General features: G+C 62.4%; 13 protein-coding genes and 1 tRNA gene. 12 read left to right on the top strand and 2 right to left on the bottom strand.

Translation table 11 applies throughout. The features are described from left to right. Positions 1-93: 93 nt before the first annotated feature. The 5 genes from ACTHLA_RS03760 (at position 94) to ACTHLA_RS03740 (ending at position 4,419) form a co-directional block, all read left to right on the top strand. Positions 94-1,680 (top strand): DHA2 family efflux MFS transporter permease subunit, encoded by a 1,587-nt coding sequence (locus ACTHLA_RS03760; RefSeq protein WP_440185616.1) that lies wholly within the window; start codon positions 94-96, stop codon positions 1,678-1,680. Positions 1,681-1,754: 74 nt separating this feature from the next. Beyond that, positions 1,755-2,690 carry an acetylglutamate kinase gene (gene argB, locus ACTHLA_RS03755; protein ID WP_440185614.1) on the top strand — a complete coding sequence of 312 codons (936 nt, stop codon included), beginning with the start codon at positions 1,755-1,757 and terminating at the stop codon, positions 2,688-2,690. A 214-nt stretch (positions 2,691-2,904) separates the two neighbouring features. Then, the gene (locus tag ACTHLA_RS03750; RefSeq protein WP_440185612.1) at positions 2,905-3,561 is read left to right on the top strand and encodes a pyrimidine 5'-nucleotidase; all 657 of its coding nucleotides are present in this window, start codon (positions 2,905-2,907) and stop codon (positions 3,559-3,561) included. Positions 3,562-3,682: 121 nt separating this feature from the next. Continuing rightward, positions 3,683-4,027 carry a hypothetical protein gene (locus ACTHLA_RS03745; RefSeq protein ID WP_440185610.1) on the top strand — a complete coding sequence of 115 codons (345 nt, stop codon included), beginning with the start codon at positions 3,683-3,685 and terminating at the stop codon, positions 4,025-4,027. Beyond that, the gene (locus tag ACTHLA_RS03740) at positions 3,922-4,419 is read left to right on the top strand and encodes a DUF2145 domain-containing protein (RefSeq protein WP_440185783.1); all 498 of its coding nucleotides are present in this window, start codon (positions 3,922-3,924) and stop codon (positions 4,417-4,419) included. The genes ACTHLA_RS03745 and ACTHLA_RS03740 overlap by 106 nt, the downstream gene beginning before the upstream one ends. Before the next feature lie 3 nt (positions 4,420-4,422). On the opposite strand, the gene ACTHLA_RS03735 is transcribed toward ACTHLA_RS03740, so the two are convergent. After that, positions 4,423-5,421 carry a YncE family protein gene (locus tag ACTHLA_RS03735; protein ID WP_440185608.1) on the bottom strand — a complete coding sequence of 333 codons (999 nt, stop codon included), beginning with the start codon at positions 5,419-5,421 and terminating at the stop codon, positions 4,423-4,425. Positions 5,422-5,634: 213 nt separating this feature from the next. On the opposite strand from ACTHLA_RS03735, the gene dapD reads away from it, so the two are divergent. From dapD to ACTHLA_RS03720, 3 genes are all read left to right on the top strand, one after another. Beyond that, positions 5,635-6,489 (top strand): 2,3,4,5-tetrahydropyridine-2,6-dicarboxylate N-succinyltransferase, encoded by an 855-nt coding sequence (gene dapD, locus ACTHLA_RS03730; RefSeq protein WP_440185606.1) that lies wholly within the window; start codon positions 5,635-5,637, stop codon positions 6,487-6,489. A gap of 66 nt (positions 6,490-6,555) precedes the next feature. Continuing rightward, positions 6,556-6,630 (top strand) — tRNA-Glu (locus ACTHLA_RS03725). 83 nt (positions 6,631-6,713) lie between these two features. Then, positions 6,714-7,691: a mechanosensitive ion channel family protein gene (locus ACTHLA_RS03720; protein WP_440185604.1), complete on the top strand. Its 978-nt coding sequence runs from the start codon at positions 6,714-6,716 to the stop codon at positions 7,689-7,691. A 38-nt stretch (positions 7,692-7,729) separates the two neighbouring features. Here the strand turns inward: ACTHLA_RS03720 and clpB are convergent, their stop codons facing one another. Further along, entirely contained in the window at positions 7,730-10,345 is a 2,616-nt protein-coding gene (gene clpB, locus ACTHLA_RS03715) for an ATP-dependent chaperone ClpB (RefSeq protein ID WP_440185602.1), read from the bottom strand. A gap of 188 nt (positions 10,346-10,533) precedes the next feature. On the opposite strand from clpB, the gene ACTHLA_RS03710 reads away from it, so the two are divergent. The 4 genes from ACTHLA_RS03710 (at position 10,534) to ACTHLA_RS03695 (ending at position 13,395) form a co-directional block, all read left to right on the top strand. Then, positions 10,534-10,800: a hypothetical protein gene (locus ACTHLA_RS03710; protein WP_440185600.1), complete on the top strand. Its 267-nt coding sequence runs from the start codon at positions 10,534-10,536 to the stop codon at positions 10,798-10,800. Beyond that, positions 10,797-11,636 (top strand): SDR family oxidoreductase, encoded by an 840-nt coding sequence (locus ACTHLA_RS03705; RefSeq protein ID WP_440185598.1) that lies wholly within the window; start codon positions 10,797-10,799, stop codon positions 11,634-11,636. The genes ACTHLA_RS03710 and ACTHLA_RS03705 overlap by 4 nt, the downstream gene beginning before the upstream one ends. 68 nt (positions 11,637-11,704) lie before the next feature. Continuing rightward, positions 11,705-12,529 (top strand): flagellin, encoded by an 825-nt coding sequence (locus ACTHLA_RS03700; RefSeq protein ID WP_440185596.1) that lies wholly within the window; start codon positions 11,705-11,707, stop codon positions 12,527-12,529. A 68-nt stretch (positions 12,530-12,597) separates the two neighbouring features. Further along, complete coding sequence (locus tag ACTHLA_RS03695; protein WP_440185594.1) at positions 12,598-13,395, top strand: SDR family NAD(P)-dependent oxidoreductase; 798 nt, start codon at positions 12,598-12,600, stop codon at positions 13,393-13,395. Positions 13,396-13,397: the final 2 nt, after the last annotated feature.

Below are 13,397 nucleotides of genomic sequence, written 5' to 3'. Positions count from 1 at the left end.
GGGGAGGGGGACCGCACGAAGCCGCGAAGCGGCTAAGATGTGGTGGTGGGGTTTCTCGCCGCATAACACGCACCATCCTTCCGAGGCCCACCAATGTCCTCAGCTTCCACCACCGCCGATAACGCGCCGCCCGCCAATGCAGGCCCCGCGCCGCTGACCGGCACGGCGCTCGGCGTCACCGCGATCGCGCTGGCGCTCGGCACCTTCATGCAGGTGCTAGACTCGACCATCGCCAACGTTTCGGTGCCGACCATCGCCGGCAATCTCGGCGTCTCGACCTCGCAGGGCACCTGGGTGATCACCTCGTTCGCGGTCGCCAACGGCATTTCCGTGCCGCTGACCGGCTGGCTGATGGGCCGTTACGGCGTGGTCAAGGTGTTCCTCGCCTCGGTGATCATGTTCACCATCGCCTCCTTCCTGTGCGGCATTGCGTGGAATATTGACACGCTGATCCTGTTCCGCGTGCTGCAGGGCGCGGTGTCAGGTCCGATGATTCCGGGCTCTCAGGCGCTGCTGATGATGATCTTTCCGCCCAACAAACGCGGCACGGCCCTGGCCATCTGGTCGATGACCACGCTGGTGGCGCCGATCTGCGGGCCGATTCTGGGCGGCTATATTTCCGACAATATCTCCTGGCCATGGATCTTCTTCATCAACCTACCGGTCGGCGCCATATGCGCCTTCCTGTGCTGGCAGGGCCTGCAAGGCCGCGAAACCCCGACCTTCCGCCGTCAGATCGACCGCACCGGCTTTATCCTGCTTGTCATCTGGGTCGGCGCTTTGCAGGTCATGCTCGACACCGGCAAGGACGCCGACTGGTTCAATTCACCGGTCATCGTCGTCGAAACCATCGTCGCCATTGTCGGCTTCATCGCCTGGATGGTGTGGGAGATGTACGATCAGCACCCGATCGTCAGCCTGTCCCTGTTCAAGACGCGCAACTTCGCGCTGGGCTGTATCGTCCTGTGCATCGGTTACGCCATCTTTTTTGGCAATAACCTGCTTATGCCTTTATGGCTGCAAACCCAGGTCGGTTATCAGGCCTTCTGGGCGGGCCTTGTCGCCGCACCGTCGGGCATGGTGGCGGTGCTGCTGACCCCGTTTGCGGCCCGGATGCTCAATCGGATGGACGCGCGCATTCTGGCGACGATTTCGATGATCTTCTTCTCGCTCAGCTTCTATATGCGTTCGCTCTATACGCCCGACGCCAGCTTTTTCACCTACGCCGCGCCGATGGCGGTGATGGGGGTGGCCATGAGCACCTTCTTTATCGCCATGGTGTCGATTACCTTGCACGGCGTTCCGGGGCCGCAGGTGCCGCAGGCTTCGGGCCTGTCCAATTTCGCGCGCATCGTGGCCGGTTCCTTCGCCGCCTCACTGGCCACCACCATCTGGGATCAGTTCGAAACCCGCCGCCAGACTCATCTGGCCGAGATCATGGGCGGTCCCGGTGGCGTATCAGGCCCCGTGCAGCAAGCGGTCGAGCAAGCGCATCACCTCGGCCTCACCACCGCGCAGGGCGCAGGCACGGTCGTGCATCAGGTGGTCGGTCAGGCCTATCTGGGCGGCGCGCTCGACTTTTTCCGGCTGTCGGCGATTATCGTGCTGGCCCTGATTCCGCTGATCTGGCTGTGCGAGGAAACACGAGCGTCGGGCGCGGTTCACGCGGCCGCCGACTGATAAAAAACATGACATCGTGGCCGCGATCCTGTAAGGCGCGGCCACAGCTTTTTCGTCACCGGTAAGACGCGCACATGATCATTCAGACCGAGACCGACGCCCTTGAAGAAAAGGGCTGGGCCACCGCCAAACAACTGGCCGAGGCCCTGCCCTACATCCAGATTTACGACCGCGAGATCGTGACGATCAAGTACGGCGGTCACGCCATGGGCGAGGCCGAAACCGCCAAGGTGTTCGCCTCGGATATCGTGCTTTTGAAGCTGCTCGGCATCCATCCGGTCGTGGTCCATGGCGGCGGGCCACAAATCTCGGCCATGCTGAACCGGGCGGGCGTCAAATCGACCTTTATCGACGGCCTGCGCGTCACCGACGAGGCGACCATGGAGATCGCCGAAATGGTGCTGTCCGGCGCGGTCAATAAGGAGATCGCCAACTGGATCACGCGCGCGGGCGCCGAGGCCGACGTGCGCGGCGTCGGCCTGTCGGGCAAGGATGCGGGCCTGATCACGGTCGAAAAGGCCACACGCACGAAAAAAGACCCCGATTCGATGATCGAGCAGGTCGTCGATCTCGGCTTCGTCGGCGAGCCAAAAAAGGTCGATGACAAGCTGATCCGCACCCTGATCGACGATCCGAACCACGACTATGTGCCGGTGATCGCGCCGATCGGCGTGTCGGAAGACGGCCACACCTTCAACGTCAACGCCGACACGGTGGCGGGCGCGGTGGCGGGCAAGCTGAACGCCAAGCGCATGTTGCTCTTGACCGACATTGCGGGCGTGCTTGATGAAAACAAGAACCTGATCCGCCAGATGAGCGTCTCCGAAGCGCGCGGCCTGATCACGTCAGGCGTCGCCAATGGCGGCATGATCCCCAAGCTGGAAACGGCCATCATGGCCATCGAATCGGGCGTCGAAGCCGTGGTCATTCTCGACGGCCGCCGCCCGCACGCCATGCTGGTCGAACTGTTCACCGAACATGGGGCAGGTACTTTGATAACGGCGGATTAAAGGTCTTTATCCACAAATAAACACAGATATTCAGGTTGGATTGCACGCTACCGCTATCGTTTGGGCAAGTCGGTAGTCTTCGGGCGCGAAGCGCCTTTTATGGCCAAGCTCGCGCTTCCGATAGCGGTAGCGTGAAATTGACCTGAACATCTGTGTCCATCTGTGGATCAACTTTTTTCTTCCTAAGTCGGCCAGAGTCTTTACAAGCAAAGACATGACCCTGCCTGATAGCCTCTCCCACGTCACCACCTGGATTTTCGATCTCGACCAGACCCTCTATCCCGCCGACGCCGAGGTCATGGCGCTGGTTGAGGGCAAGATGTCGGCCTTCGTGGCGCGCGAGACCGGCCTGCCCTATGCCGAGGCCTATGCGCTGCAAAAGCGCTATCTCAACGAACACGGCACGACCCTGGCGGGTCTGATGGCCTATCACAATGTCGATCCGTATCGCTTCCTCAACGAGGTGCATGACGTCTCGCTCGACAAGCTGCATCCTGACGCCGAACTGAACGATCACATCGCCGCCCTGCCGGGCCGCAAGCTGGTCTTCACCAATGGCGACGAACGCCACGCCACGCGCATTCTCGATAAGCTTGAGATGAACGCCTTGTTCGACGGCGTCTTCCACCTCGAACACGCCAACTTCATCCCCAAGCCCAATCTCGTCACCTTCGAGCGCATGATGGCCGCCCATACCGTTGTCGCGACCGAGGCCGCCTTCTTCGAGGACAGCCCGAAGAATCTCAAACCGGCGTTCGAACTGGGCATGAAGACGGTTCTGGTGGGTCCGAAATCGGTCGGCAATACCGACCCGTTCGTCGATTTTCGCGGCCCCGACCTCAAGACTTTCCTGAGTCGCACTGAATTTTGAACTTAGTTCAATTTCAACTTGACGCTCGCACGAACTTGAACGACGTTCACATTACATCGTTCAAGCAAAGGAGCGCGTCGCCGAGGGCGCGGGCAAGGCGCTGCATCAGGGCGGCAAGGCGATGTGGGAATCGGCCAACGGCCCGCTGGAGATCACGCCGCAAACCCTGACCGCGCAACCCGCGCCGCATGTGCCCTATGACCGCGCGCCGCGTCAGGATCAGCCGGTCTCGCCCGCGAAAGCCGCTGGCTGGCGCGCCGCGCTGATCGTGGCGGCGGCGCTGGCGCTTGCCCTGCCCGCCGCTCCGGTCTTTGGGCAGGAGTCGCAAACCCCGCATGCGGTGCGCGATTCCGGCGGGGCCTGGAGCGGGGCGACGGCCATGACCTGCCGCGCGACCAGTCCTATCTGCATCAGGACTTCCCCGTCGATTTCGTCGGCGGCAGCCAGGCCGACGATGTTGGCGTGATTATTCCGTCGCCGGAAATGCAGCGCCGAATCTATAAGGTGATCGAATCGCCCGCCTATGACAGGCTGCACATTCCCGCCTATTCGGTGATCGCCAACCCGATCGACGCGCGCTACCAGAACTGTACGGAATTCGTGCTGGACGTGATCGCGGCGGCGGCGTGGGACACCTCCGACTACGCCCAGATCAAGGCCGATCTCAAGGCGCATTTCCAGCCGACTGTGGTGCAGGTCAACGCCTTTGAGCGTCTGCTCGGCCCGATGGTGGATTCAACCGTGAAAACGGATGACCAGTCCGGGCCACTCGTCACCGCCACCTATGAGAGCGTGGCGAGATTCATGACCGATAACGGCCTGATCGCACAAACCTACCGCCTCGACAGAACACATTAATTTTTAAGGCCCGACGACCAGAACCTCAAAACTGTCGTCAATGACGGTCGGACGCGCGCCCGGCTGCGTAGGCGCGAAATTCGCCGTCGGCAGATACAGACGGCCCGTTTCAGGATCGAGCGCGGCGGTCCTGGCGCCGGGTTTGGTGGTGAGGATCTGCGCCACGACCGGCTTGTCACCGCTGAAGTCGATGACGGTCAGGGTTCCATCGCCGCAGGGAATGTAGCCCAGCTTGCGTTCGGCGTCATAGATGGCGTAGTCTGGATGCTGGCCGATCGGCAGTTTGGCGACCTCCTTGCCTGTGGCGGCGTCGGTCAGGCGCGCGACGCCATTGTGACAGGCTGAAAGCAGCAGTCCGCCATCACCGACATAGGCCAGGCCTGACGGTTCGTCGCAATCATCCATGGCATAGCTTGCCTGCACCTTGTCGGATTTCGCATCCATCACGACGAGGGCGTTCTTGTCTTCAAGATGGGTGAAGACGTGGCCCAGGCCATCCGTCGCCGCGCCCTCGGGGGCGCCGCCAGCAGAGATGCGGACTTTCACCGAAGCCGCAGCCGTATTGATCACATCGACCACGCCGCCATGATTGGCCATGACAAAGACATCGCCGCTTACCGGATCGAGAACAGCGCCATCCGGCCCTGTGTCGGTCGCTATCGTCGCCCTGACCTCGCCCGTAACGGCGTCGTTGAGCGTCACGTTGTTGGCCTTGCCGTTGGTGATCAGCAGCGTGCGGCCATCAGGCAAGGCCAGGGCGATATGTGAGCCGACGGCCGCCGCAAGATGCGAATTGACCTGCTGGCTGTCCAGATCGACAGACGCGATGCTGTCATTATGGCTCAAAAGGATGCGCTTGTGACCGGCGTCGTAAGTGGCGTAGTCCCAATGCCCCTTGCCGCCGATTTTGATCGTGTCCAGAATTTTCAGTTGCGGCGCCGCTGTGGCGGGTCCGGCGATGACAAGCGCCAGGGCGCAGGCGGATATCCATAGCTTCGACATGCAAAACTCCCCTGTTTGAATTTGTCTTAGCGCGGGAAGCTGAGCGCAAACTGAAATTTCATCCGACGCCTTTGGAATCTGACGAATAAAACGGGTTTGTAACGACGTCATGAGGTGAGGAATCTGAAGACCCGATGGAAATAGACCTTGATCCGCATGGGCGGGCCTTTTATGGCGAGGACGACTTAAGTTCCGCAGCCGAAAGAGCCCGCCATGTCCGATCTCGCCGCTTTCAAGGAAGATATCGAAGCCGCCTGGGAGGCGCGCGATACGTTGTCGCCCGGCTATGCGGGCAAATACCGCGAAGCCGTGGACAAGGTGCTGGGCCTGCTCGACAATGGCCGCTTCCGCGTATCGGAGAAGAAGGACGGACAATGGGTCACGCATGACTGGCTAAAAAAGGCCGTACTTCTGTCTTTCCGCCTCAATGGCAATACGTTGATGCACACCGGGCGCGGCCTGTTTGAAGGCTCGCCGATCGGGCCGTTCTGGGACAAGGTGCCCAACAAGTTCGCCAAGTGGCATGACAAGGAGTTTCAGGAGGCCGGTTTCCGCGCCGTGCCGGGAGCCATTGTCCGCGCCGGGTCGTTCGTCGGCAAGAATGTTGTGCTGATGCCATCCGTCGTCAATATCGGCGCCTATATCGACGAAGGCACGATGGTCGACACCTGGGCGACGGTCGGCTCCTGCGCGCAGATCGGCAAGAACGTCCACCTGTCGGGCGGCGTCGGCATCGGCGGCGTGCTGGAGCCGTTGCAGGCCTCGCCGACCATTATCGAAGACAATTGCTTTATCGGCGCGCGCTCCGAAGTTGTCGAGGGCTGCATCATCCGCGAAGGGTCGGTGCTGGGCATGGGCGTCTATATCGGCAAGTCCACCCGCATCGTCGACCGCGCCACGGGCGAGGTCTTTTATGGCGAAGTGCCGCCCTATTCTGTGGTCGTGGCGGGCGCCATGCCCTCGGCCAATAATCTGAACGGTCCGTCGCTCTACTGCGCCGTCATCGTCAAGCGCGTCGATGCCCAGACTCGTTCCAAGACGGGCATCAACGAGCTGTTGAGAGACTGATTTTTCTGCAAAAAGACTCTTGACCGGCGGCGCGCGATCGTTCAAAAGCGCGCCTCTTACCGGCGCGGTCCCTTCGTCTATCGGTTAGGACGTCAGGTTTTCAACCTGAAAAGAGGGGTTCGACTCCCCTAGGGACTGCCAGCCGGCTCGCGCAATAGCCTCCTCCCGACATTGTTAACGCCGCACGGGTTGAAGCCCGCCGCCCTGGCCTTTAGGCTGGCGGTATGGATATGCTCAAGCTGCTCAGCGAGCCCGACTGGCCGCATCTGGCCGAACGCGCCGTTCTCGGCCTTGTCGTCGTCGCCATCGCTTTCGTCGCCGCCCGCGTCGCCTCCAGCCTGTTCGACCGTGCGCGGGCGCGGGCCAAAACGGCGGCGTCCTCGCTCTATATCTTCCAGAAGCTGGTCGCCTACGGGCTGATTATTCTGGGCATCCTGCTGGGCCTGTCGGTCAGCGGCATCAACATCACCTCGCTGGCCGTGTTCGCGGGCGCCATCGGCGTCGGCGTCGGTCTGGGCCTGCAAGGCGTGGTCAGGGAGTTCGTCTCCGGCCTCGTCATCATCTTCGATCCGCATCTTGATGTCGGCGACTTCGTTCAGATCGACGACAAGCTGCGCGGCGAGATCATGGAGATCGGCGCGCGCGCCACGCGCCTGCGCACCAATGACGGGCTGAACATCGTCATTCCGAACTCCGCCCTGATCGAAAACCAGGTGATCAACTGGACCTTCAAGGGCTCGACCCGGCGCATCCATGTGCCGTTCGGCGTCGCCTATGGCGTCGATAAGGCGCGGGTGCGCGAATGCGTGATCCGCGCGGCGCAGAGCGTGTCCTTCACCCTGCCCGACACCGATCAGCGCCGCACTCAGGTCTGGCTGACCGGCTTTGGCGACAATTCGCTCAATTTCGAGCTGGTGGTGTGGCCGACCAATGAGGCGATCCGCCGCCCGGCTTCGCTGATGGCGGCCTATAACTGGGCCATTGAGGACGCCCTGCGCGCCGAGGGCATTGAAATCCCGTTCCCGCAGCGCGACCTGCATGTGCGCAGCCTGTTCGGCCTGACCGAGGAGGATGCGCTCAAAAGCCTGGGCCTCAAGACCGGTCAGGCGAAGAAGCCGGAGGCCATGCTGCCCTCCACCAACGACGCCGCCGCCGACCTGCACACCGAACTGCCGCCGGAAGAACCGGAGGAGAAGGGATAAAGAAAATCCTCCCCTGAAATCAGGGGAGGATGAAGATTTTAGTTCACCGTCGGCTTGCCGATGCTTAAGGTCTCGCCATCGAAGCCGACATGGATCACGTCGCCATCGACGAAGCGTCCGGCCAGGATTTCGCGCGCAATGCCATCGACCAGCAGCTTCTGGATCACCCGCTTTAAAGGCCGCGCCCCGTAGGCCGGGTCGAAGCCTTTTTCGGCCAGATAGTTCAGCGCCGCCTCGTCGATGCTCAGCGTCATCTCGCGGTCGGCCAGCAGCTTTTCCAGACCCTTGAGCTGGATGCGCACAATGTCGTGCATGTGCGCCTGATCGAGACGATGGAACAGGATCATCTCGTCGATGCGGTTGAGGAATTCCGGGCGGAAGTGCTTGCGCACCACGTCCAGCACCAATGGCCGCACCGCCTCGACATCGGCCACATCTTGCTTTGCGCTACCGCTTACGCTGTTTGAGCGCAGGTCCATATTGACCAATATATCTGAGCCGAGGTTCGAGGTCATGACGATCAGCGTATTGCGGAAATCCACCACACGCCCCTGCCCGTCGGTCAGCCGCCCGTCATCCAGCACCTGAAGCAGGATGTTGAACACGTCCGGGTGCGCTTTTTCGACCTCGTCGAACAGCACGACCTGATAGGGCCGGCGCCGCACCGACTCGGTCAGCGCCCCGCCCTCGTCATAGCCGACATAGCCCGGAGGCGCGCCGATCATGCGTGAGACCGAGTGCTTCTCCATATATTCGGACATGTCGAGCCGGGTGATCGCCGTCTCGTCATCGAACAGAAACTCGGCCAGCGCCTTGTTCAGCTCGGTCTTGCCGACGCCCGTAGGGCCGAGGAACAGGAAGGAGCCTATGGGGCGGTTCGGGTCTTTCAGCCCCGCCCGCGCGCGGCGCACGGCGTCGGAGACGGCGACCAGAGCTTCGTCCTGACCGACGACCCGCTTGCGCAACTCGTCCTCCATGCGCAGCAGCTTGTCACGCTCGCCTTCCAGCATCTTATCGACCGGAATGCCGGTCCAGCGCGACACGACCTGAGCGATCTGCGAAGAATCGACCACTTCCGGCGTCAAAGCGGCGCTCTCCGTCGAGGCGTTTTCCGCCGCCTTCAACTGGTTCTCCAGTTGCGGAATCAGGCCGTACAGAATCTCCGACGCCTTTTGCAGATCGCCGACGCGCTGCGCGTTGGCCAGGTCGATGCGCGCCCGGTCCAGCGCCTCACGCGCGCGGGCCGCCGAGCCGACCTTGTCCTTTTCCGCCTTCCAGCGTTCGGTCAGCGCAAACGACTTGCCTTCAAGGTCTTCCAGTTCGTCGGTCAGCTTTTCAAGCCGCGCGCGCGAACCGGCGTCGGTCTCCTTGGTCAGAGCCTCGCGCTCGATCTTGAGCTGCACGATGCGGCGGTCCAGCTCGTCCAGTTCCTCCGGCTTGGAATCGACCGCCATGCGCACGCGCGAGGCCGCCTCGTCGATCAGGTCGATGGCCTTGTCGGGCAGGAAACGGTCCTGAATATAGCGGTTCGACAGGGTGGCCGCCGAGACGATGGCGCTGTCGGAGATGCGCACGCCGTGGTGGACTTCATACTTTTCTTTCAGGCCGCGCAGGATCGAGATGGTGTCCTCGACCGTCGGCTCCTGCACGAAAACCGGCTGGAAGCGCCGGGCCAGGGCCGGGTCTTTTTCGACATGCTTGCGGTATTCATCGAGCGTGGTCGCGCCGACGCAGTGCAGTTCGCCGCGCGCCAGAGCGGGCTTCAAGAGGTTGGAGGCGTCCATCGCCCCGTCCGACTTGCCCGCGCCGACCAGGGTGTGCATCTCGTCGATGAACAGCACGATCTGACCTTCGGCGGTCGTGACCTCATTGAGCACGGCCTTCAGCCGCTCCTCGAACTCGCCGCGATATTTGGCGCCCGCGATCAGGGCGCCCATGTCGAGCGCGAACAACTTCTTGTCCTTGAGGCTTTCCGGCACGTCGCCATTGACGATGCGCTGCGCCAGCCCTTCGACGATGGCGGTCTTGCCGACGCCCGGCTCGCCGATCAGCACCGGATTGTTCTTGGTGCGGCGCGCCAGCACCTGAATGGTGCGGCGGATTTCCTCATCGCGGCCGATGACCGGGTCGATCTTGCCTTCTTCGGCGGCCTCGGTCAGGTCGCGCGCGTATTTTTTCAGCGCGTCGAAGCCGTTTTCGGCGGTGGCGGAATCGGCGGGTTTGCCCTTGCGGAACTCAGCCTGCGCGGCCTGAACCTGTTTCATCGCAACGCCTGCGGCCTTCAGCGCGGCCTGACCGTCCGGCGTGTCGAGCGCGGCCACGAACAGGCGATCCACGGTCACGAAGGCGTCGCCCGCCTTCTGCGCGTCGGTTTCGGCGGCGTTGAACAGCTTGGCCGTATCGTTGTTCATGTAAAGCTGGGTATCGCCGCTGACGCTCGGCAGCTTGCCTAAGCTGAGATTGACCGAGGCGGCGAAGGCGTCGGCGCGACCGCCCGCCAGAGTGATCAGCCGCAGGGCGATGGAATCCTTATCGTCGATCAGCGCCTTCAGCACATGCACGGGCATGAAATAGGCGTGGCTGGCCCCTTGGGCGGCGCTCTGGGCGGCCTGAATCAGTTTTTGCGTTTTTTCGGAATATTTTTCGATATTCATAGCGTTTTTGGTCCCCTTTTAAGGCGGAAAATTCCAACGCGCCCTCCCACTGAAGCGACCCGTCAGTGGCTCCGATATGGTGTGACATTTGCACAACACAAGGTCCACGAGGCAAAATAACGCGCGGCATTATGCGCCCGCGAAAAGCAGGCTGGCGCCGCGCGCGCGAACCGCTTATAAGTCAGGCCATGCAAGCCAAGATCTTCTTCCCCGCCGCCGCCATAATCGCGCTGCTGCTGATCGCCCTGAGCCTGGTCTGGCCGCAGGGTCTGGGGACGCGCTCCTTGCCGCCGTTCGGCCACGCTATTGAAATGCCTGACTATTACCGCATGGTGCGCGAACGCGACGAACGCCGCCAGCACGAGGCCGAGCAAAAGGCAGCTCAGGCCAGGGCGGACGCCGCCGCCAGCGCCGCCGCCGCTTCGGCGTCCGCACAGGCCGCCGCGCTGAAGTGAGCCGCACGGCCTTTATTTTCGGCTATGGCTTTATCGGTCAGGCGTTCGCGTCCGCCGCGCGTCAGGAAGGTTTTACGATCCGCGCCACCGCCCGCGATGCGGGCAAACGCGCCGATCTAACCACTCAGGGCGTCGAAGCGGTCGATCCCGCCGATGCAAACGCGCTGCAACGCGCCTGCGACGCCGATCTGATCCTGATCACGCCCGCGCCGGATGATGACGGCTGCCCGGCGTTTGCGACAATAGGTGATTATATCGGCGGACAATGGATCGGCTATCTGTCCACCACCGGCGTCTATGGCGACCGGAACGGCGGCTGGGTGTTCGAGGATTCGAGGCTTTCGCCGACCTCCAGAGAAGGCGCGCGGCGCGTGAAGGCGGAACAGCAATGGCTGACGCGCGGCGCACAGGTCTTTCGCCTGCCGGGCCTTTACGGGCCGGGCCGTAATGTCATCGAACGGCTGAGGGATGGAACCGCGCGACGCATCCATAAGCCCGGCCATGTCTTTTCCCGCCTGCATCACGATGACTGCGCCACGGCCCTGATGGCGTCGGCGGCGCGACCGCGTCCCGGCGGGATTTATAATCTCTGCGACGATGAGCCCGCGCCCGCCGATGTCGTGCTGGAATTCGCCGCCGATCTGAGCGGCCTGTCCCTGCCGCCGGTGATCAGGTGGGACGATCCTTCCCTGTCAGGTCCGATGCAGCGCTTCTATCGCGACAATAAGCGCGTCTCCAACGCCCGCGCCAAGGCGGAACTGGGCTGGCGCCTGCGCTATCCGACCTACCGTGAGGGACTGAGCGCTATTTTTAACGCTTCGTTCAGACTCCGTTAGTCCCGTTATGCGAGAGTAAAGCCCGCCCCGGCAGAAGGTCGATGGGTCGTATTGGTGATCGCAGGAAGATGAATTCCATCAATACCAATCTCAGCGCGATGGTCGCGTTGCAGAATCTGAACGCCATCAACGCGCAGTTGGCGGCGACCCAGAATCGCATCTCGACCGGCCTGCGCGTCGCCAGCGCCAAGGACGATCCGGCGGCGTGGTCGATTGCGCAGAACGAACGCTCACAGGTGTCGTCCCTGGATGCGGTCAAGGAGTCGCTGTCGCGGACATCATCGACCATCGACGTCGCCATGACGGCGGGCGAAACCGTTTCCGAACTTTTGACCCAGTTGCGCGACAAGGCGCTGGCGGCCAGCGACACGTCGCTGGATTCGACCGCCCGCGCCGCGCTGAACAGCGACTTCGTCGCCTTGCGCAACCAGATAACGCAGACCGTGCGGCTGGCCGATTTCAACGGCATAAACCTGCTCGACGGATCGCGGGCGTCGGTGGCGGCCCTGGCCGACGCCAGCGGCGCCAACCATATGACTGTGGCCGCGCATAATATGTCGCTCGGCGGGTCGATCATCACCCTGAGCGCAGGCGCGTCCTTCGCGTCGGCGACGGCGGCGTCCAACCTGCTCAGCAGCCTCGACGCTTCGATCCGCAATGTGTCTTCGGCCCTGTCGAGCTTTGGCACGTCGTCCAAGGCCCTGTCCACGCATAGTGACTTCGTCGGCAAGTTGCAGGACACGCTGACCGGCGCCATCGGCGATCTGGTCGATGCCGACATGGCGCGGGAGAGCGCCAATCTGCAAGCCTTGCAGGTCAAGCAGCAACTGGCGATTCAGGTTCTGTCCATCGCCAACCAGTCGAGTAGCTATCTGCTGAAACTCTTTCAATAAATGGCGGTTTGACATTGCGGGAGCGGTAAAAAGGTCTAGGCTGCGGCCAGGGTTTTTACGAGCTTCGCATGACGGCTTCCCGCACTTTTCTGATCACCGGCGCGTCTTCGGGCATCGGCGCGGAGTTCGCCCGGCAGTATGCGACTATGGGTCATGATCTCGTTCTGGTGGCGCGGCGGCTCGACCGGCTGGAGGCGCTGGCGGCGGAGCTTGGCGATAAGCATGGCGTGACGGCGCGCTGTCTGGCCGCCGATCTGTCGAAGCGCGACGACGTGCAGAACCTGCTTGATCGACTTGAGGGTCAGGCGGTGGACGGCCTGATCAACAATGCCGGTTATTCGCTGGCCCACACCTTCAGCCACACCAGCACACAGCAGCAGGTCGATTTTCTTGAGGTCTGCGTGACCGCGCCGACGATTCTGGCGCATGAGCTGCTGTCGGGCATGCTGACGCGCGGCTTTGGCCGCATCATCAATGTCTCCTCAATGGTCGCCTTTTCGCCCGGCGCCGCGGGGCATACCCTCTATCCTGCGGCCAAGGCCTATATGCTGAAATTCTCGCGCTCGCTGGCGGCGGAGGTCGCAGCCAAGGGCGTGCATGTCACCGCCCTCTGCCCCGGCACGACCGAGTCGGAGTTCCAGCAGGCCAATGGCATGACGAAGGTACTGGACCAAAAACCGAAACGCCTGTCGCAGTCCACCGACAGCGTGGTCGCCGCCGCCATCCGCGCCAATGAGGCGGGCCGCGAAGTCATCGTCACCGGCCTTGTCAACACAATCGCCGTCGCCGCCATGACGCTTCTGCCCGACGGGCTGATCACGCCGCTGATCCGCTGGGGCGCCAGCAAATACCAGATACCGGAGTAGCC

Source organism: Asticcacaulis sp., assembly GCF_051956075.1.
GTDB lineage: Bacteria > Pseudomonadota > Alphaproteobacteria > Caulobacterales > Caulobacteraceae > Asticcacaulis.
This window is presented reverse-complemented; position numbering and strand designations above follow the sequence as displayed.